Source organism: Micromonospora cremea, assembly GCF_900143515.1.
Classification (GTDB): Bacteria; Actinomycetota; Actinomycetes; order Mycobacteriales; family Micromonosporaceae; genus Micromonospora; species Micromonospora cremea.
In genome coordinates this window covers 2,186,513-2,206,146 of sequence record NZ_FSQT01000001.1, presented here as the reverse complement: position 1 = coordinate 2,206,146, position 19,634 = coordinate 2,186,513, and the positions used below count along the sequence as shown (strand labels likewise).

General features: G+C 72.8%; 16 protein-coding genes. 11 read left to right on the top strand and 5 right to left on the bottom strand.

From position 1 onward, the window contains the following. Positions 1-13: 13 nt before the first annotated feature. On the top strand, positions 14-757 hold the full coding sequence (locus BUS84_RS10175) for a YqjF family protein (RefSeq protein ID WP_074310808.1): 744 nt from the start codon (positions 14-16) through the stop codon (positions 755-757). A gap of 47 nt (positions 758-804) precedes the next feature. Here BUS84_RS10175 and BUS84_RS10170 read toward each other — a convergent pair whose 3' ends face one another. Then, complete coding sequence (locus BUS84_RS10170) at positions 805-1,782, bottom strand: aldo/keto reductase (protein ID WP_074310806.1); 978 nt, start codon at positions 1,780-1,782, stop codon at positions 805-807. 175 nt (positions 1,783-1,957) lie between these two features. On the opposite strand from BUS84_RS10170, the gene BUS84_RS10165 reads away from it, so the two are divergent. Together BUS84_RS10165 and BUS84_RS10160 are read left to right on the top strand one after the other, a co-directional pair. Then, positions 1,958-2,983, top strand: a complete 1,026-nt coding sequence (locus BUS84_RS10165) for a class 1 isoprenoid biosynthesis enzyme (RefSeq protein ID WP_074310804.1) — start codon at positions 1,958-1,960, stop codon at positions 2,981-2,983. Between the two features lie 195 nt (positions 2,984-3,178). Next, entirely contained in the window at positions 3,179-3,922 is a 744-nt protein-coding gene (locus BUS84_RS10160) for a hypothetical protein (protein WP_143728314.1), read from the top strand. 13 nt (positions 3,923-3,935) lie between these two features. On the opposite strand, the gene BUS84_RS10155 is transcribed toward BUS84_RS10160, so the two are convergent. Further along, positions 3,936-6,014: an NACHT domain-containing protein gene (locus tag BUS84_RS10155; protein ID WP_074310800.1), complete on the bottom strand. Its 2,079-nt coding sequence runs from the start codon at positions 6,012-6,014 to the stop codon at positions 3,936-3,938. Between the two features lie 233 nt (positions 6,015-6,247). Between BUS84_RS10155 and BUS84_RS10150 the strand changes: the two genes are divergently transcribed. After that, positions 6,248-6,610: an ArsR/SmtB family transcription factor gene (locus BUS84_RS10150; protein ID WP_074310798.1), complete on the top strand. Its 363-nt coding sequence runs from the start codon at positions 6,248-6,250 to the stop codon at positions 6,608-6,610. Beyond that, complete coding sequence (locus BUS84_RS10145; protein ID WP_074310796.1) at positions 6,607-7,089, top strand: SRPBCC family protein; 483 nt, start codon at positions 6,607-6,609, stop codon at positions 7,087-7,089. Before BUS84_RS10150 ends, BUS84_RS10145 begins: the two co-directional genes overlap by 4 nt. A gap of 26 nt (positions 7,090-7,115) precedes the next feature. On the opposite strand, the gene BUS84_RS10140 is transcribed toward BUS84_RS10145, so the two are convergent. Continuing rightward, positions 7,116-10,400 (bottom strand): AfsR/SARP family transcriptional regulator, encoded by a 3,285-nt coding sequence (locus BUS84_RS10140; RefSeq protein WP_074312446.1) that lies wholly within the window; start codon positions 10,398-10,400, stop codon positions 7,116-7,118. 216 nt (positions 10,401-10,616) lie between these two features. Between BUS84_RS10140 and BUS84_RS10135 the strand changes: the two genes are divergently transcribed. The 4 genes from BUS84_RS10135 (at position 10,617) to BUS84_RS10120 (ending at position 14,475) form a co-directional block, all read left to right on the top strand. Next, a complete protein-coding gene (locus tag BUS84_RS10135; RefSeq protein WP_074310794.1) occupies positions 10,617-11,888 on the top strand; it encodes an SGNH/GDSL hydrolase family protein in 1,272 nt (423 codons plus the stop codon). A 162-nt stretch (positions 11,889-12,050) separates the two neighbouring features. Continuing rightward, a complete protein-coding gene (locus tag BUS84_RS10130) occupies positions 12,051-12,653 on the top strand; it encodes a dihydrofolate reductase family protein (protein WP_074310792.1) in 603 nt (200 codons plus the stop codon). A 93-nt stretch (positions 12,654-12,746) separates the two neighbouring features. Next, the gene (locus tag BUS84_RS10125; protein WP_074310790.1) at positions 12,747-13,508 is read left to right on the top strand and encodes a maleylpyruvate isomerase family mycothiol-dependent enzyme; all 762 of its coding nucleotides are present in this window, start codon (positions 12,747-12,749) and stop codon (positions 13,506-13,508) included. A 103-nt stretch (positions 13,509-13,611) separates the two neighbouring features. Beyond that, a complete protein-coding gene (locus BUS84_RS10120) occupies positions 13,612-14,475 on the top strand; it encodes a hypothetical protein (RefSeq protein WP_143728313.1) in 864 nt (287 codons plus the stop codon). Between the two features lie 113 nt (positions 14,476-14,588). Here BUS84_RS10120 and BUS84_RS10115 read toward each other — a convergent pair whose 3' ends face one another. Further along, positions 14,589-15,215 carry a GNAT family N-acetyltransferase gene (locus BUS84_RS10115; RefSeq protein WP_074310786.1) on the bottom strand — a complete coding sequence of 209 codons (627 nt, stop codon included), beginning with the start codon at positions 15,213-15,215 and terminating at the stop codon, positions 14,589-14,591. Positions 15,216-15,322: 107 nt separating this feature from the next. On the opposite strand from BUS84_RS10115, the gene BUS84_RS10110 reads away from it, so the two are divergent. Both BUS84_RS10110 and BUS84_RS10105 read left to right on the top strand, forming a co-directional pair. Then, positions 15,323-15,865, top strand: a complete 543-nt coding sequence (locus tag BUS84_RS10110; RefSeq protein ID WP_074310784.1) for a hypothetical protein — start codon at positions 15,323-15,325, stop codon at positions 15,863-15,865. Positions 15,866-15,969: 104 nt separating this feature from the next. Beyond that, the gene (locus BUS84_RS10105) at positions 15,970-16,524 is read left to right on the top strand and encodes a dihydrofolate reductase family protein (RefSeq protein WP_074312444.1); all 555 of its coding nucleotides are present in this window, start codon (positions 15,970-15,972) and stop codon (positions 16,522-16,524) included. A 7-nt stretch (positions 16,525-16,531) separates the two neighbouring features. Here the strand turns inward: BUS84_RS10105 and BUS84_RS10100 are convergent, their stop codons facing one another. Next, complete coding sequence (locus BUS84_RS10100) at positions 16,532-19,573, bottom strand: AfsR/SARP family transcriptional regulator (RefSeq protein ID WP_244298463.1); 3,042 nt, start codon at positions 19,571-19,573, stop codon at positions 16,532-16,534. Positions 19,574-19,634: the final 61 nt, after the last annotated feature.

The window sequence follows — 19,634 nt, the reverse complement described above, 5'->3', positions numbered from 1 at the left end:
GCAGGATGAGGGTGTGGACATCGAGCCGGTCGACTCCGCGCCCCATCGGGTGTTCCCCTGGGCGATGCTGCGGCAGCGCTGGCAGGATCTCACCTTCCTGCACTGGCCTGTCGCACCGGAGCTCGTCGCGCCGCTGCTGCCGGCCGGGACCCGCCCGGACACCCTCGACGGGGTCAGCCACGTCGGCCTGATCGGCTTCCGGATGGTCGGGCTGGGCCTCGGCCGTGGGCCGGGGGTGCCGTACTTCGGCACCTTCTGGGAGACCAACGTCCGGCTCTACTCCGTCGACGGCACCGGCCGCCGGGCGGTGGTGTTCCGCTCGCTCGACGCGTCCCGGCTGGTGCCGGTGCTGGTCGCCCGGGTGACGCTGCGGCTGCCGTACCTGTGGTCGTCGATGCGCCTGGACCGCGACGGTGACCGGCTCACCTACCGGTGCCGGCGCCGTTGGCCCGGCCCGACCGGCGCGACGAGCCGGATGGTGGTCCGGGTGGGGGAGCGGATCGCCGACCCGACCCCCCTGGAGCATTTCGTCACGGCCCGCTGGGGGCTGCACACCCGGGCGTACGGGCGCACCCTGCACCTGCCGAACTGGCACCCGCGCTGGCCGCTGCACCGCGCCGAGCTGCTGCACCTGGACGACGAGCTGGTGGCCGCCGCCGGGCTGCCGGCGCCGACCGGGCCGCCGGTCAGCGTGCTGTATTCCCCCGGTGTCGGGGTGCAGTTCGGCCCGCCGGTCACCGTGCGCCGGCCCGGCTGACCCGCTGGTGCCGGTCCCGCCGGGCCGATCGCATGGCGCGTCGAGGGTCAGTAGCGGCCACCCTCGGGCGCGGGCAGGGCGTCGAGGTCGGCCAGGTCCTCGTCGCTGAGCCGCACGCCGCCCGCCGCGCAGTTGTCCACCAGGTACCGGGGAGTCTTGGTGCCGGGGATGGGGATGACGTAGCGGCCCTGGGCGACCACCCAGGCCAGTGCGACCTGTGCGGGGCTGACGCCGGCCCGGTCGGCGATCTCGCGGACCCGGCCGACGATGGCGAGGTTGGCGCGCAGCGCCTCCTGCTGGAAGCGCGGCAGGCCACGCCGGAAGTCGTCGGCGGGGAGATCGTCGAACGAGGTGAACCGGCCGGCGAGGAAGCCCCGGCCCAGCGGGGAGAACGGCAGGAAGGCGATGCCCTGCTCGACGCAGTACGGCAGCACCTCGGTCAACGGGTCGCGGGTCCACAGTGACAGCTCGGACTGCACCGACGCCACCGGGTGCACGGCCTGGGCCCGCTCGATCTGGGCCACCGTCACCTCGGACAGGCCGAGCTGCCGCGCCTTGCCCGCCGCCACGATCTCCGCCATCGCACCCCAGGACTCCTCGATGGGCACGTCGGGGTCGACCCGGTGCAGCTGGTAGAGGTCGACGTGGTCGGTGCCGAGTCGGCGCAGGCTGTCGTCGATCGCCGTGCGGATGTGCTCGGGGCGCCCGTTGTTGCCGATGGTCGGCGAGTTGCCGGGGCCGCCGGTGGGGGAGGTGACGACCAGACCCACCTTGGTCGCCAGGACGGCCCGGTCCCGGTGGCCACCGGCCAGTGCCCGGCCGACCAGCTCCTCGTTGGTGTACGGCCCGTACACGTCCGACGTGTCGATCAGAGTGGCCCCCAGGTCGAGCGCCTCATGGATGACGGAGATCGACGTGTCGTCGTCGCGGGGGCCGGTGATGTCGTATCCGTGGCTCATGCCCATGCACCCGAGGCCGATGACGCCGACTTCGGGACCTGCACTGCCGAGCGTGGTGGTTCGCATGCGCCCCACGCTACGGCGGGGCTCCAGCCTCCGGCGAGCGCGTGGCGGCACCCCTGCCGATACGGACGTCACCGGTCGGATACTCGCGGTGATACGTTTCGATACTGTCGAGGCATGCGCCAGCGTCGTCAGCGAGTCACGGGACGCGGGTCGGGTCCGGCCGAGTGCGCCGGCCGTGTCCGCTGAGACCGTCGCGGTCCTGCGGCTCGCTCCACTGGCCGTCGGGTGGCCGAGCGTGTACCGGTACGTGCGCCGCGAGGTCGACCAGGTCATCGGCGTCTTCGACCGGACGGTGGGGCCGATCGTGGATCGGAGCATCGAGGGAACCCGCCGACGACGGGAGGTCTCACGAGTCCTGCTCAGCACCAGCGTCAAGGTGTGCCTCGCCATGTCCGGGTACGCACAGGCCATCGGCATCGCGTTCCAGGCCGACCGTGCCGTGCTGGGCGGTTCGTTCACCCGCGTGTACGACGACCTGTTCGACAATTTCCGCAGCCCTCGGCTGGATGAGCGGCTGACGGTCCTGTTCGACGGCGGACCTTTCCGGCCGCGGTCGGACGCGGAGTCGCTGCTGTTGGCGCTGTACCGCGCCATCGAGATCGCGCTGCGGCGAGAGGAGTCCGAGCCGGTGTACGCGGCCGTGCGGCGGATGCACAGATTTCAGATCCAGTCGCGGCAGCAGCGGGGTTCCGACGTCTCCGGGCCGGATCTGCGCCGGATCACCCGCGGTAAGGGCGGGCTCGGCACGACCGCCCTGTTCGGGCTGCTCCGGCCGGCGCTGGCGCCGGACGACGAGCGGTTGCTCCTGGAGCTCGGCGACGTCCTCCAGGTGCTGGACGACTACCACGACGTGTCCCTGGACCGGGCCACCGGAGTTGTCACCGAGGTGACTCTCGGTACGGTCACTCTGGCCGAGACCGCCCGGCGGATCAGGTGTCTCCGCCGGGAGTTCGACCGGCAGTACCCGCGGTGCAGCAGTGACCGGCTGTTCGGCATGTTGTTCATGATGCTGGCTGGCGCCCTGCTCCAACATCAGGCTGATCGGCGCCGCCGCCCGCCCGCTACCCCGTCGCGGCGGCGGTCCGCGGCGGGGATGACGGGATCCGATCCGGACGACCGCCGACCGCACCGGTTGCTGCTCCGGCCGGCGGGGAACATCCATCCCGCGGCGGGCACCGCGCCGGTACGCGAGTCAGGCTGATTGTGCGCATCATGCCAGCTTGCTGGCTTCACATTCGGTGGCCGCGCCGGGGCCGGCGGTAGAGTGAGCGCGGAGGCGCGAATGCTCGGCGGTCGCCCGCGCGCTCGGGGCCGACAGGCCGGGCTTACCGCCATGACCAGGTCGCGGCACGGCAGCGACGGTGCGGGCACGGCGCCGGGGGAGAGGCGGCAGGCGGTGCGGACGACAGAGGTGGTGCTGGTCGAGTCGGGCACTGTCCGGCCGGAGGTGCCGATACCGTTGGCACCGCTGGGCGGCCCCGCCCGGCTGTTGCGCCGGCTCGCCGTCGGTCCCGGCCGGTCGTCCTTCCAGCGAGCCCGCAACGTCACTCTGGCTTGGCTGGTGGCCGCCGTGCTGGCCGTGATCGTCGATCGTCTGGTCGTCGCCCACGTTCTGGCGACGTGTGCCGCCGCCGCGCTGGTCGCGTACGCGATCGCACGCGTCGTCGCCCTCGTGGTCGTCGAGCGGCGACAGTGCGCGTTCGAGTGGCGATGGCTGGACGACCAGTCACGCCTGCTGCGCCGGCATCCCTTCGAGGTGGTCGCGGTGCGGGTACGGGTGACGTTGGACGGGACCGGGTCCGCCGTCCGCACCCTCGACCTCACCGACGCGGCCGACGTCGGTTGGCTGCTGGACCGGCAGGCCGACCCCGGGGCCGACGTCTCGACCCAGGCGCGGATCGAGTTCGGCTACTGGGCCGCCAACAGCTCCGGTCGGAGCAGCGACAGCGTACGGAGGGGCTTGCGGGATCTCCAGGTGCATCCCGTGGACGCGCCCATCGCACGTGCACGCATCCGGTTCCCGCAGGCCCGCTACGTGACTGTCGCCGACAGCGGTGGGGCGGGCGGCCAATGGCCGGGCCGCGCCGCGCACTGGTCGCTCGTCGGGCCGGTGCGACTCACCACCGCGCGGGCGGCGTAGTCGACCTCGCCGGTCACCCGTGGATCGCCGTCTGCGCTTCCGGTGCGCCCCTTGACGTGGGTTCGGGCTGCGCCAGCCGCTCCTGGAGCAGCGCGTGCCGGAACTGGTAGAGCGGTCCCACCTGGCGAAGCACGCCGAGTTTGTGCGCGTCCTGCAGGAACGCCATGAGCCGCAGCGGGATCCACCCTCGGTACGCCAGCCACAGCCGCGCCACCACGAGCTGGGACCAGGCGCTGGTGGTGTACACCATCAACCCGAGGCCGGCCGCCCCGAGCAGCAGCCCGACCGACGCGCCGAGCAGCCCCTCCAGCAGTGGGCTCAGCTGGAAGATGAGCCCGTACTGCTCGGCGCCGACGACGCCACCCAGGAACCCGCCGACCAGTGCACCGGCTGCCCCGCCCAACGCGGTCCCGTACAGCACCGTGCTGCGATCACTGCGCAACACGTTGCTGGGACTGGCCGGTTCCTTCGGCTCGGTCGGCTCCGTGAACCGGCGCACCAGCCCGAAGACGAGCCCGTAGAACAGGCCGATCAGCACGCCGTACCCGACGCTGAACAGCAGACCGACGATGAGCCCGCCGACCAGAGCGCCGATGATGCCGAAACCGAGGTCGCGCACCAGGAACGCCGGCGCCAGCTCCGCTCGACGAAGGAGCCGGGGTACGAACCGGCGTGGCCTCCTGGCTCGCAGCCTGCCCAGCGACAGAACGGCGAAGAAGCCGACCAGCAGGCCGAAGGTCACACCGAGGTGGGGCCGACCGAACAGCCCGAAGATCACCCAGCCCAGCAGGCCGCAACTCAGGGGGCCCACCGTCACCCGCACGGCCTGATGGACCGCCCGGGGCACCGCGCTGGACAGCTGCCACCAGGCGAGGTCGTGGGTCCCCAGGGACTGCAGATGTGCGGCCAGGAACGCCAGCGCCCGCTGCGCGACGACCGGATCCCACCGACGGGAGACCCGGGTCGGACTGGGCACTCCCCGGTGTGGGCGGGTGCGGAACGCGCTGGGGATGAACCGGTCGAGGAGGTATTCCTCGACATCGCGCTGTCGGGGAAACCGACGCCGGTCGAGCAGCTCCCGGGGTGACACCTCCTCGGCCTCGTAGACGGTGCGGGCGAGCGCGAGCATCAGCGGGTTGGTCAGCGTCTGCGCCAGCTCGTCCGACGAGTGTTCGACGAGGTCCGCCAGGACCGGCTCCCACTCCTCGAGGCGGGTGTCCGCGGCGGCGTCGAGCAGGAAGGTCGCCGCTGCCTGCGGCTCTAGCGGCCGCAGGCGGACGACGAGCACGCCGACGAGGAGGTTCTGCGCGTTGGCCGCCTGGAACTCCTCCGTACGGCAGGTCAACACGAAAGGCCGGTCGGCTGACCAGTCGTCATCGAGCGCGCGCAACGCGACGGGCCGCAGCTCGGCAGGCATCTCGTCCAGCCCGTCGAGGATCGGCAGCACCAGGCGCTGGGTGACGATCTCCCGGCAGGCGGTGGCGCCGAACCGCGCCTCGTTGCCCAGGAACGGGTAGTCCTCCAGCAGCCGGCGGACCAGCCAGTCGTCGAGGTTCTCGTCCGGATCCCAGGACGCGATCTGCAACGGCACCGGCAGTCGTCCGGAGGCCTCCCTCAGCAGATCCAGCGTGAGGATGACGCACAGACCCGTCTTGCCCGAGCCGGGTTCGCCGATGACGACCAGCGGGCGGGGCTGCCCGACGAACTCGTCGATCAATCGAGGTAGCTGCCCGGCCGGCGGGAACCGCAGCCGGTCGTTCGGCCGGTCCACCACCTGCCAGCGGACCGGCATCTGGCGCGCCTCCTGAAGCTGCCGCCGGCGCGCCTCCTCGTCCCACTGGTTGCGCACCTCGACGACCAGCACCTGCACGGCGTCGTCAATCTGCTGCTGGGTGCTCTGCCGACCCGGCGCCAACCAGCTCAGCGGGCCGACCTTCATCACCGGCAGCAGTGCGACCAGGGTGGACACGATCGTCAGCACGGTGGTGAGGTCGGAACTGCCGAACCGTATCCACGCACCCGCAATGATGGCGGCCAGCGCGAGCCAGAGAAGCAGGGGATAAGCGGTCCTGCGTCGCCACATGTTCGCCATCGGCTCCCCGGTCGTCCTTCCGTCCGCACCGCTCCGACGCGCGCGAGTACTCACAGGACACACGAAGCGTGCCACGTCGGGCGCAGTGGGTAAAGAGTCGACGCTGCCGCGCCGGGGCGCAGCGGACGGCGGCAACGGGCCGTCCGACCCTGAAGGGTCGGGGCGTACCGACTTTCGCATCTGCCATCGGTTGGGGCTTGACCTAAGTGACGTGCGCCGGAATAGTTAGGCACATGCCTAAGCGTGCGGGAGAGGAAAGCGGCTCGGCCGACGCCGCTCTGGACGGCGTGTTCCACGCGCTGTCCGACCCCACCCGCCGCCAGGTCGTCGAGCGGCTCGGTCAGGGGCCGGCCACCACGAGCGACCTGGCTCGCCCGTTCGACATGGCGCTGCCGTCGTTCACCCAGCACCTGACCGTTCTCGAGCGCTCCGGGCTGGTGACGTCGGAAAAGAAGGGCAGGGTGCGCACCTACCGGCTCGCGACCCAGCCGCTCGAACGCGTCGACACCTGGCTCGCCGTCCAGCGCACGCGGTGGACCCGGCGCCTCGACCAACTCGATTCGCTTCTCTACGACCTGAAGGAGCAACAGCGATGACCACCTACACCGCCAACCCCGAGCTTGACCTCGTCCTGGAGCGCACCGTCGACGTGGCGCCCGAGCTGGTCTGGCGTGCCTGGACGACTCCCGAGCTGATCAAGCAATGGTTCGCGCCGAAGCCCTGGTCGACGACAGCCTGCGAGATCGACCTGCAGCCCGGGGGCAGGTTCGACACCACCATGCGCTCGCCCGAGGGCGAGGAGTACCCGAGCAGCGGCTGCATCCTGGTGGCCGAGGAGGGCAGGACGCTGGTCTTCACCTCCGCCCTGGGCGCCGGTTTCCGCCCGCAGGTCTCCGAGGACGGCTTCCCGTTCACCGCAGTGGTCAGGATCGAGCCGGACGGCGACGGCACGAAGTACACCGCCATCGCGATCCACGCCGACGCGTCGGCGAAGAAGTCGCACCAGGAGATGGGCTTCCACGAGGGCTGGGGCGCCGCGCTGGACCAGCTTGTCGAGGTCATGAAGGCCCACTGACCGGCGCACATCGGCACCGCGAACGCCTAGCCGCGCAGAACCGCCGGCCCCGACCGGTGCACGAGGCGACGGACCTCCTCGGGCGACAGGCGCCGCCCCTGCTCGTAGGCCGTGGCGAAATCATCGTCACCCAGCTTGGCCCTGGCCATGTCGGTCGCCCGGTCGACGTCCGGCTGGTCGGCCGGAGTCAGCGGCATCGCGGCCGCCTCACGAGCCGACGCAGCCGCACCGAGCAGCCGGGCGGCGTCCTGCGGGCGGTCGCCACCAGCGGCAGCCAGGCCGACCAGGACCTGCGCCAGGTCCTGGTCGGCACCGAGTTCCCGGGCGGCAGCGGCGGCCCGCAGGTGCCAGTCCAGCGCCGCCGTCGGGTCGCCGCGCAGCTCGGCCACGTATCCCAGCTCGACCAGAACCCCGGTCAGGTACAGCGGCTGCCCTGGCCCGTCCTGCTGCCGCTCGGCGGCGTTCAGCAGATTCCGCAGATGGGCTTCCGCGGTTTCGAGGCTGCCGGCCCGCCGCGCCGCGGCGGCGAGACACAGCTCCGCGAACACGATGCCGAGCGGAGAGCCCTGCTCGGTGGCCAGCCGCAGCCCACGTCCGCAGAGCTGTCGCGCCGCAGGATAGTCACCCTGCTGTAGCGCCACCCAGCCGAGCCAGCAGAGCTGCCCGGACACCTCGAACCAGAGCCGGAGGTCCTCCGCTATGCGCAGACCTTCCTGGTACAGCTGGCTCGCCCGCCCGTAGTCACCGGACATGCCCGCCTGGGCGCCGAGCCACTCCGTGGCCTGCAGCAGCCCCCACCGGTCACCGAGTCGACGGAACAGCGCCGCGCTCTCTGCCCCGTCGCGCGCTACTGCCACCGCATCTCCCCGGGTGTGGGCGTGCTTGGCCCGCAGGCTCAAGGTGGCGGCCGTCCCCCATTCGTCGCCCAGCAGGCGGAGGTCGGCCAGGACCCGGTCGAGCAGGGCGCCGGTGGCGGTCACCTCTCCGAGGTCGATCTCCGAATAGGCGAGGAACCACTCGGCCCGCGCACGGCCGTGCGGGTCGTCGATCTCCTCGTACCGCTGAATGGCCGCTCGGTGGCGCGCCGGCCAGTCCGCGATGTCGCCCGAGAGGAGAGCGAAGCCCAGGTGCCAGGCGGTAGCTCGGGCCCGGGCGGCGGTGGCGCCGGCCGCTGGACAGGTCAGGGCGGCGCCGAGCCACCGCCGGGCCTCGGCGAACCGGCCCCGCAGGAACCAGTACCACGTCAGCGCGTTGGCCAGGCGCAGCGCGAGCTCGCCATCGTGCCGCCGCACCGCCGCGTCCAGCGCCGCGCGCAGGTTGGCGGACTCGGCGTCGAGTCGCAGCAGCCACCGGCGTTGGCCCGGGCCCCGCAGCTGCTCGTGGGCCTGCACGGCCAGATCGGCGTGGTAGCGGTAGGCCCGCTCGCGGATCTGGTGCAGCTCGCCCGCAGCGTGCATCTGGGTCAGGCCGAAGGCGGCGACGGATTCCAGCAGCCGATAGTGCGGCGTGCCGTCGCGCGGCGCGACGACCACCAACGACCGGTCGACGAGACGGGCCAGCAGGTCCGCGACGCTCGCGGCGGGCACGGCGTCGGGTGCGCAGAGCGCCCGCACCGCCTCGATCCGACCGCCGTCGGCGTACGCGGCCAGCCGCCGCAACACCACCCGTTCCGGCTCGGAGAGCAACTGCCAACTCCAGTCGAGCATCGCCAGCAGCGTCCGCTGCCGAGGTGGTACGCCCCGGTGCCGGGCACCCAGCAACCGGAACCTGTCGTCGAGCCCGGCGACCAGTCCGGTCACGCCCAGCCCGCGGACCTGGGTTGCGGCCAGTTCCAGCGCCAGCGGAATCCCGTCCAGCCGACGACACACGGTGGCGACGGCCAGCGCGTTCTCCGCACCGAGCACGAAGCCACGCTCCGCCGCGGCCGCCCGGGCGACGAAGAGCCGGACCGCGGCGGACCGCTCCAGGGTGGCCAGGTCCGTCCCGCTGGCGGGATCCGACACCGGCAACGGCGGGACGGCCCAGACCACCTCGCCGGCGAGGCCGAGGGGTTCCCGGCTGGTCGCCAGCACGTGCAGCCCGGGCGCGGCCCGCAGCAGCGCGGCGGTCAGCTCCGCGACCGGTTCCACCAGGTGCTCGCAGTTGTCCAGAACGAGCAGGAGCCGTCGATCGGCCAGCACTCGGGTGAGCCGGTCGACCGGCGTGACCGCCGTGCCGTGGTCGGCGGCATCCCGCACGTCGAGCACGGCCAGCACCAGGTCGGCCAGCGCGTCCACCGTCTGCGGCCCATCGGACCGGTCGAGACCCGCCAGCTCGACCAGCGACGTGCCGTCCGGGTGAGTGGACGCCCGCGTCCGGGCGACCTCCACGGCGAGCCGGGTCTTGCCGACCCCGCCGATGCCGGTGAGGGTGACCAGCCGGTTGTGCTCCAGGGCCGTCGTCACTTCGTCGACCGCGTCCTCGCGGCCGACCAGTTCGGTCAGCGCGACCGGCAGGTTCATCCGCGCCACTGCGGGCGGCGCGGCCGCCAGGGTGACCGACCCGGCCGGAACGGGCGGTGCGGCCAGCTGCGGATCGTGGGCGAGGACGGCCCGGTGCAACGCGGCAAGCTCCGGGCCCGGATCCAGCCCCAGCTCCTCACGGAGAAGAACGCGCAGCTCGTCGTAGCTGCTCAACGCCTCGGACTGCCGCCCGGCCCGATACAGGGCGAGCATGTGCAGCGCGCGGGCGCGTTCACGCAGGGGTTGTCGGGCCAGCAGGTCGCCGAGGTCGCCAGCGGCGACCGCGTGCTCGCCCAGGGCCAGTCGGGCTTCGAGGCAGTCCTCCATGGCGGCGAGTCGTTGCTCCTCGAGGCCGGCCGCCGCGACCTGGGTGAACCGCTCGTCGTGGAAGTCGGCGAAGGCCGGCCCACGCCACAGCTCCAGTGCCGCCGAGAACAGCGTGACCCTTTTGCGGACGTCCTGTTCGCCGCGAGCCTGCGACACGAGCTGGTGGAAGCGGCCGGCGTCCACCTCGTCGCGATCGATCAGGATCCGGTAGCCGGGCGGCGGTGATCGCACCAGCTCCCGGCTGCCGGGCTCGGCGTCCGCGAGCACCCGACGCAGCTGCGACACCTTGGCGGACAGCGCGCCGGCTGCGTTTCCCGGCGGGGCGTCGCCCCACAGGTAGTCGATGAGTCGATCCGCTGGCACCGGCTGCCCCTCGTGCAGCAGCAACGCGGCGAGCAGGGCCCGGATCTTCAGCCCGGGGACGGCGACCACCGTGCCGTGCGTGGTCCACACCGTCAACGGGCCCAGCACCCCGAACCGCATGGTCGCCAGGATACGACCTCTGACCTGCATCGCGAGGACCCGCACACGACCGGTGGGCGGCTGTCGGTCGTGTTGCGGCCGGTGGCGGGCAGATCACCGTAAAGAAACCGTAAGGCGCGCGGCGCAGGGTGAACCACATGGCCGGCCGCCGCGACCCCGGCGGCCGGCCGGACCACCCGCTGCCGAAGGCTCGGCACCTCCCGAAGGGACAATCCCGTGTTCTTGTCGACAGGTCGCATCCTCGCTGCACTCATCGCCCTGTTCCTGCTGGCGCCGGCCGTTCCGGCCAGCGCCGCGACCGCCCAGCCTGACGCACCCAACGGCTGGTCGGCGGCCTGGGTGGCAGCGCACCACCATCCGGTGCCGGGCAATGACTGGGACGGCCCGAACTGGTCCATCCCGGGCTTCACCGACCAGTCCGTACGACAGGTGGTCCGGGTCAGCGCCGCCGGCTCCCTGCTCCGGATCCGGCTGTCCAACCGGTACGGCGATGAACCGCTGCGGCTGACCGGCGCCACTGTCGGCCGACCGACGTCCGGGGCGGCCGTGCAGCCCGGAACCCTTCGTCCGCTCACGTTCCACCACCGACTGTCGACCACCCTGGCGGCCGGCACGGAGGCCACGTCCGACCCGGTGCTCCTGCCGGTCCGGGCGCTCGACGCGCTGTCCGTCACGCTGTACTTCGCCGGACCCAGCGGACCGGCGACCTTCCACCAGAGCGGGCTCACCACCACCTACCGCGCCTCGGGCGACCACCGCTTCGACCACCGTTCCGCCGCGTTCGCCGGCGAGACCAGCCAGTCCTGGTACCACCTGTCCGGCGTCGACGTGGCCGGCTCGCCACGCACCCGGGGCACGGTGGTGACGTTCGGCGACTCGCACACCGACGGCTACGGCTCCACGCCCGGCGCCGACAACCGCTACCCCGACCAGTTGGCCGAGAATCTGGTCGCCGCCGGCCGTCCGCTCGCCGTGGTGAACGCCGGGATCAGCGGCAACAAGTTGCTCGCCGACTCGCCCTGCTACGGCGAGCGTGGCGTCAGCCGGTTCCGGCATGACGTGCTCGGGCAGCCCGGCGTACGCGCGGCGGTCGTCCTGATCGGGATCAACGACATCGGTGCCGGTGGCTACCCGGACTTCGGCTGCGGCGCCTCAGCGGTGGTGACGTTCGGCCAGCTCGTCGACGGCCATCGGGCGCTGATCCGGGCCGCCCGGGCCCACGGGGTCACCGTCATCGGCGCCACGATTCCGCCAGTCAGGCACGCGATGGGCTATGACACGCCGGAGAAGGAGGCGGTCCGGGACGAGCTGAACCGCTGGATCCGGACCGGTGGCGAGTACGACGCCGTCGTCGACCTCGACCGGATCCTCGCCGATCCGGCCAACCCGGACGCCCTGCGTCCCGCGTACGACCACGGGGACCACCTGCACCTCAACGACGCCGGGGCGACCGTTGCGGCTGCCGCCGTCGCCGCGCAGATCCGCTGAGCCCGAAGGGCGGTCACACCGGACAGTGCGATCGCCGGACGGCGCTGGGCGGAAAAATCTTGAACCAAGCGTCGAGGACGCTGCTGCCGGCTTCGACCATGGGGTGAGGGCCGGGCATACCGGTTCCACCGGCGGAGTGCCAGCAACCAAGGGAGCGGATCGATGACGAAGGTGACGACCGGGGCGACGATGTCGTTGGATGGCTACATCGCGGACGCGTCCCACGGTGGCTTCGAGTACCTCTTCCAGTGGTACGGCAACGGCGACATCGAGACGCCGACGGCCCATCCCGAGATGACCTTCCGGACCTCCGCCGCGAGCGCGCGACACCTGCGCGATCTCATCGAGCGGACCGGCGCGCTGGTCGTCGGCCGGCGGCTCTTCGACATGACCAACGGATGGGGCGGCCGCCATCCGATGGATGTGCCCGTCGTGGTGGTCACCCACCGCGTGCCGGACGGTTGGGCCCCGGAGAACGACTCGTTCGTCTTCGTCACCGACGGCATCGGGAGCGCCATCGACCGGGCGAAGGCGCTCGCCGGCGACAAGGAGGTCGGCGTCAACGGCGGCACGATCGCAACCCAGGTCATCCAGGCGGGTCTGCTCGACGAGGTGCACGTCGACCTCGTGCCGGTCCTGCTCGGAGACGGCATCCCGCTCTTCGCCGACCTGAAGATCGCGCCGCTCCAGCTGGACGGGCCCATCAACGTCGTCGAGGGCAACGGGGTCACCCACCTGGCCTACCGGGTACGCGCGGCGGCCTGACCACCCGGGAGCCGGCCGATCCGGGCCGGCTCCCGATCCGTCTGCCCCGTGTGGGGCTCCCGCAACCCGTCGCCGTGTGGTCGACTGTCCGGCATGGAGCTCTCCCGATTCCTCGATTGCCTTGCGGACGACTTCGCCCGGCTGCGCGCCGTCGCCCCGACCGATTTCACCGCGGCGGTGCCCAGCTGCCCTGGTTGGAGTGTCGCCGACCTGACCCGTCACGTCGGCGAGGTCTATCTCCACAAGACCCTGGCCATCCGCGACGGCGCCGAGCCTGAGCCCTGGCCACCGGCTGAGCTTGCGACAGAGGAGCCGCTGGCGTTGCTCGACCGGGCGTATGCCGGGCTGCTGGCCGAGTTCGCGGCGCACGACCCGGAGGACGCGGCGGGCTCCTGGTACGCGCCGGGCCAGACCGTGGGCTTCTGGATGCGGCGGATGGCGCAGGAGACCGTCATCCACCGCATCGACGCCGAGTTGGGCGTCGGTGCGCCGGTCGCGCCCATTCCGGATGATCTCGCCGTCGACGGCGTCGACGAGCTGCTCAAGGTGTTCGTGGAGTACGGGGTGGCCGAGTGGGCCAAGTTCTTCACGGAGATCCTGGACGACTCGCCGGGCTGGACGTACACCTTGCGCACCGACGGCGCGGCGTGGTCGGTACGCACCGGGCCGGGGGTGTTCCGCGTGACTGACGGCGCGGCCGACGCCGCCGACGTGAGCGTCACCGGCCCGCCGGCGGCGATGCTGCGCTGGGTGTGGGGCCGGGAGTTGGCGGGTCAGCCGAGCGGCGTCACGATCGAAGGTCCAGCCGAGGCCGTGACGCAGTTGCGCCGCTGCATCGCGACCGCGACCCAGTGAGACGTCCCTACGGCTCTGCGACGCCACCGCCCTAGAATCGATGACGTTCACTGTCGTAGGCCGGCGGTGTCGCGGGTGGCCAGCGCGGAGGGCGGTGCGGGAGATGGGACCGGACGAGCGGGAACGGCTGTTCGAGCGGGCGCGGGAGCACTCGACGCGGCAGGACACCTGGGCGGAGGCGGACCGGCTCTGGGTGCGGGTGATCGACGCCTACCGGCAGGCCGCGCAGGGCCCGGGCCGGGTGAACCGCCGCGACCAGCAGCAGCTGGCCCGGTCGCTGTGGCGGCGCGGGATGCTGCTGTCGGCGCTGGGCAGGGCCGCCGACGGGATGACGCCCGGCGGTGAGGCCATCGCCATCTTCGAGCGGTTGCATGACGCGGTGGCGGCCGAGGGCGGCGACGTGGCCGCTCCGGCGTGGGACGAGGCGCTCGCGGAGCTGATCACCGCTCTGGTGGACCTGGCGGAGGTCGCGTTCGCCGCCGGTCAGCCCGTCACCCGGCTGGAGCTGGTGGAGCGGGCCGTGGCCGTGGGTCTGCTCACCGTCGCATCCCCGCCGTCCGCCGGGCCCCGGACCAGGGAGGCGATGGGCACCGCCTATCACAACCAGGCCGTCGCGTTGCTGCACCGGTCCATCACGCGACCCTCCTCGGACGACTCGATCCGAGAGGCGGCGCTGGCCGCGTCCCGGGCCTGCGAGCTGCGCCAGGGGCTGCTCGACCCGCTGCGCCCGCTGAGTCTCTGGGAGATGGCCAACACCTACGGCGTGTACGCGCAGTGCCTGGCGCTGATCCGGGATTTCGACCGCGCCGGGATGGTGCTGGGGCTCGGCAATCGGCTGGTGGAGCTGCTGGGGCCGGCCGGCGCACAGCCCGCCCAGGCCCTCCGTGTGGCGGCCGAGATGGTGGCCCGGGAGAAGTCGGCGTCGGGCGTGGCCGCCTCGCGTCGCTGGGGGTGGCGGCGGAGCTGACCTCCCGGCCAGCGGGAACCGGCTCGTCCCGCCTTGCCGTGATCGACTCCAGGTCGGCGATGTTGGGGTATCCGCGTCGGTTGGACACACCGACATCGCCGATCCCGTGTCGATCAGGCGAAATCGATCCGCATGACCACCCGCCGCAGCGTGGGGTGGCTGACCTCGGTGAGCCCGGCGTCCTCGAAGATCTGCCGGACCCCGACGTGCGCCTCACCCCACGTGATCTGCTTGCCCGCCTCGGCGAGCATCGGGTACGCCTCCAGCGACCGCGCGCCGCGCTCCCGAGCGAAGTCGACCGCGGCGCGGGCCAGGGGATAGGTGAGGCCGCGACCCCGGTAGCCCCTGCGGACCACCAGGCAGGTCACCGCCCAGACGCCGCCGTCGTCCTTGTCCTCGTCGCGGCCCAGCCAGGGGACCCGCTGGTTGCGCAGCTTCGGGTACGCCGTCCTGGGCTCGACCGTGACCCAGCCCGCCGGCTGGTCGTCGAGGTACGCGACCAGCCCGCTGGTGGTCGGGGCGTCCGGCTCGCCGCAGCCGGTCTGCTCCCGGAACGACGCGATCCGCTCTTCCCGGGTGGAGGCTCGCCACAGCCAGCCGGCGACCTTGAACCACTGGCACTGGCACCGGCCCGCGTCGGCGGTGCCGAGGATGTCCTGGAGGTCGTCCCACGAGGCCTCGTTGGCCGGCACGATCCGGAGGTCCGAATCGGTGATCGGAGCGCCGGTCAGCTCAGTCATCCCGCGTCCCCCCGGACGATCGTCGTGATTACGCCCTCCGATTCTGCCTGGCCGAGCGCCAGCGCCGCGACTGCGACCACCGCCGCCTGAGGCGATATCCTGCGCCGGTGGACGTCACGGCGGAAGGCGAGCGGCTGGCCGCCGACCTGGGCGGCTGGCTGGACGACCTGACCTTCGTCGACCTGGACACCGACGAGGTCACCGCACGGGTGATCGATTCGGTCGTGCGATGGGCTAAGGCCCAGGGCTGGCGGGTCTACCGGCGCGCCCCCAGCGTCCTGCCGTTGCCACCGCCGCTGGAGCAGCGGCACTCGGTCCTCGACGTGGCGTGTGCCCGCCCCGACGGCCCGCCGGTGGTCGTGGAGGTCGACCACACCGATCGGGCCCGGACGGTGCAGAAGCTGCGTGCGGAGGGGGACGCCGGCCGCATCCCGATCTGGGTGCGCTGGGGCGTCGGCCGTTTCACCGCGCCCCCTCCGCCGGTGCGGATGGTGACCTGCGAGGTGACCCGGCGCGCCGGTCCGACGGGACGCGGGCGGCTGCACAGCCGGACCGGCGACCGCCCCGCGCCGGCGCACTCCACCGGTGGCGGCACGGCGGCCGCGCAGGCGCTGCCGATCCCTCTGACCGACCCGGAGCCGACGGCCTGACCGCCGGGTCACGGACGCGGGTAAGGGCACCTGAAGCGAATCGTAAGCGCGAGCCGGCACAGTTCTGGGTGTCACCGAAGAACACGACCGACCAGGAGATTCCGATGCGCAAGCTCATCAACTCGACCTACATCACCCTCGACGGCGTCATCGAGAACCCCATGTGGACGTCGCCGTACTTCGACGAGGAGGCCGCCAGCTTCGCCGGCGAGCAGACCGACCGCGCGGACGCGATGCTGATGGGCCGCGCCACCTACGACGGCATGTCCGTCGCCTGGCCGAGCATGGACGAGAGCGACCCGAGCACCGGCGCCGCGTACTTCAACAACGTCAAGAAGTACGTCGCCTCGACCACCCTGACCAACCCCACCTGGAACAACACGGAGGTGCTCCAGGGCGACCTGGTCGAGGCGGTCACCAAGCTGAAGGCACAGGAGGGCAGGGAAATCATCCAGTACGGCTTCGGCTCGGTCACCGCACAGCTGATCCGGGCGGGGCTGGTGGACGAGGTCCGGTTCTGGATCCACCCCGTGCTGGAGGGCGCCCCCAGCCTGACGGTGCCGCTGACGGACTTCAAGGCGTCGTTCGACCTGATCGACACCCGGGTGCACAAGAGCGGCGTGATCATCGCCTCGTACCGGCCGAAGACGGCCGCCTGACCACCGATCAGAGCCGAGCCCGGGCCTCGCCCGGGCTCAGCTTCGCGCCCTCGGCGACCAGCGCGTCGAAGCGTTCCCGCCCGAGCGCGGCCAGCACCCGTTCGGTCACCCGGTCGGTGTCGTCGCGTTCGGCTGGGGCGGCCGGGGCCTGGACGGCGAGCCGGGCGGCGGCCGCGGCGCCGAGCAGCCGGGCGGCGACCTCGGGGGAGCGCACCGCCGACGCCATCCCCTCCAGGGTGCTGACCGCGTCCCGCGGGATCGCCATCGCCTCGGCGGCCTCGAACGCCTCGATGTGCAGGGCCAGCGCGGCGTCCGGGTCGCCGCCCTGCTCGACCGCGTAACCCAGCTCGACCAGGATCAGGGGCAAGTAGAGCGCGGGCTGCGTCTCGCCGCGCCCCCGCTCGGCGAGGCGGGTGAGGTGGGTGACGGCCACGTCGAGTTTGCCGTCCCGGCGGGCGGCCAGCCCGAGGCTCATCTCCGCGAAGACCAGCGCACTGGGCATCGCCTGCTCCATCGCCAGCTGGTACGCGCGCTCGGCCAGCTCCCGGCCCTGCGCGTAGTCGCGGGTCTGCACCGCGAGCCAGGCCAGCCACGACAGCTCGGTGCACACCTGCGGCCACAGCGCCAGCTCCTCGGCCCAGCGCAGCCCCTCCCGGTGCAGGGCGGCGGCGCGTTCGTGCTCGCCGCGCATGTCGGCCAGCCCACCCACCCACTCGGTCGCCTGGAGCCGGCCCCACCGGTCGCCGATGCGGGCGAACAGCGCGGCGCTGCGGGTCGCGGCGCTCTCCAGCGCGGCCTGGTCACCCGTCGCATGCGCGATCTTGGCTCGGGAGGCGAGCACCGCGGCCTCGGTCCACGGGTCGGCGGCGGCGGTGGGCAGCAGCTCCGCCGCCAGGGCCAGGTCGCTGTGTTCGATCACCGCGTTGGCCGCGAACCAGGCGGCGCGGCCGTCCGGGTCGCCGGCCAGCGCGGCGCGTAGCTCGGCCGGCACGATCGGGTCGCCCTGCAACAGCGCGAAGCCGACCCGCCAGGCCGCCGCGCCGGCCTCCTGTGCCGGGTCACCGGGCACCGCCAGCGCCCGCCGCGCCTCGGTGAGCCGGCCGCGCAGATACCAGTACCAGCTCAGCGCGATCGCCAGCCGCAGCCCGCCGCCGTGGACCAGCGCCGTCCGCAGGTTCGCCGTCTCCGCGTCGAGCAGCGCCAGCCACCGCTGCTGGTCGGCGCCGCGCAGCTGCGGATCGGTGCGTTCGGCCAGCTCGGTGTAGTAGCCGGCGTGCCGCGCGCGTACGTCGTCGCTGTCGGTCAGACGGTCCAGGCAGAACGCGGCGACCGATTCGAGCAGCCGGTAACGCGGCGCTGAGCCGGAATCGTCCAGCACCACCAGCGACCGGTCCACCAGCCGGGCCAGCGCGTCCAGGTCGGTCTGGCAGACCCGCTCGGCGGCCTCCGGGGTGCAGCCGTCACTGAACACCGCCAGCCGGGCGAGCACCACCCGGTCGGCCTCGTCGAGCAGGTCCCAGCTCCAGCCGATCACCGCGGTCAGCGTCCGCTGCCGCGGCGGCAGGTCCCGTTGCTGGGTGGTGAGCAGCCGGAACCGGTCATCCAGCCGGTCCACCACGCCGCGCACACCGAGCGCGCGGACCCGGGTCGCCGCCAACTCCAGCGCCAGCGGCAGGCCGTCGAGGCGGCGGCAGAGCTGAGCCACCACGGGAGCGGTCTGGCTGTCGAGGCGGAAACCCCGCTGCTGTGCGGCGGCGCGGGCGGCGAACAACCGGGCCGCCGCCGAGCGCCGGACCGCGTCGAGGTCCCCGTCCTGCGGCACGGACAGCGGGGGTACCTCCCAAAGCAGCTCCCCGGTGAGGCCGAGCGGCTCCCGGCTGGTGGCGAGCACCCGCACCCCGGGCGCCTCGCGCAGCAGCCCGGCCACCAGGTCGGCGACCGGCTCGATCACGTGCTCGCAGTTGTCCAGCACGAGCAGGAGGTGTCGGTGTCGCAGCGCCGCGGCGAGCCGATCTGCGGCGGACATGCTCGTACCGGCGGTCTCGCGGGTGTCCAGCGCGCCGAGCACCTGCTCGGCGACGCGCGGGTCGCCGGCGGGCAGCGGGGCCAGCTCGACCAGGTGGACACCGTCCGGAAAGGACTGCGTGCGGGCGGTCTCGGTGGCCAGCCGGGTCTTGCCGACACCGCCCGGCCCGACGAGCGTGACCAGCCGCTGCCGCGGCAGCAGGGCCCGCAGCTCGGCCAGTGCCTCGGCCCGCCCGACCAGCTCGTCCAACTGGGCCGGCAGGCTGTTGCGGATGATCGCGGCCTTCGGCGGCGCGCTCAGGCCGGCGTCCTGTTCGAGGATCCGCCGGTGCAGGGCGACCAGCTCCGGCCCGGGGTCGAGGCCCAGCTCCTCGGCGAGCCGGTCGCGCAGCTCGGCGTAGCTGTCCAGCGCCTCGGACTGGCGGCCGGCCGCGTACAGGGCGCGTAGCTGCACCGCCCGCAGGCCCTCACGCAGCGGGTGCCGGGCGACCAGCTCCGCCAGGTCGGCGGCGACCAGGTCGTGCTCGCCCCGGAGCACCCGAGCCTCGGCCAGCCGTTCGTGCACGGTGAGGCGCTGCTCGGCGAGCCGGGTCGCCTCCGCGCGGACGAACTCGGCGGCGCCCACGTCGGCGTACGCCTCGCCGCGCCACAGCGCGAGGGCCTCGGTGAGCCGCTCGACGTCGGTGCACCGGGCGAGCTCGGCGAACCGGTCGGCGTCGATCGCGCTGGCCCGCAGCAGGTACCCCGGCGGCCGGGACTCGATCATCTCGCGGGCACCCGGCTCGGCATCGTTGAGCGCCCTGCGCAACTGCGACACCCGCACCTGGAGGGCGCCAGCGGGATTGGCGGGTGCGTCGTCGCCCCACAGGTCGTCGATGAGGCGGTCCGCCGAGACCACCTGGTTGCGGCTGGTCAACAAGTCGGCCAGCAGCGCCCGCACCTTGGTGCCGGGCACCACCACCGGCTCGCCGGCGTCCGTGGTGACGGCGAGCGGTCCGAGCACCCCGAACTGCACGGCGGTCATCCTAGGGCAAGCCCGTCCTCGGCAAGGCGACCTGAAGCCGGCCGTAAGCGCCCCGGCGCAC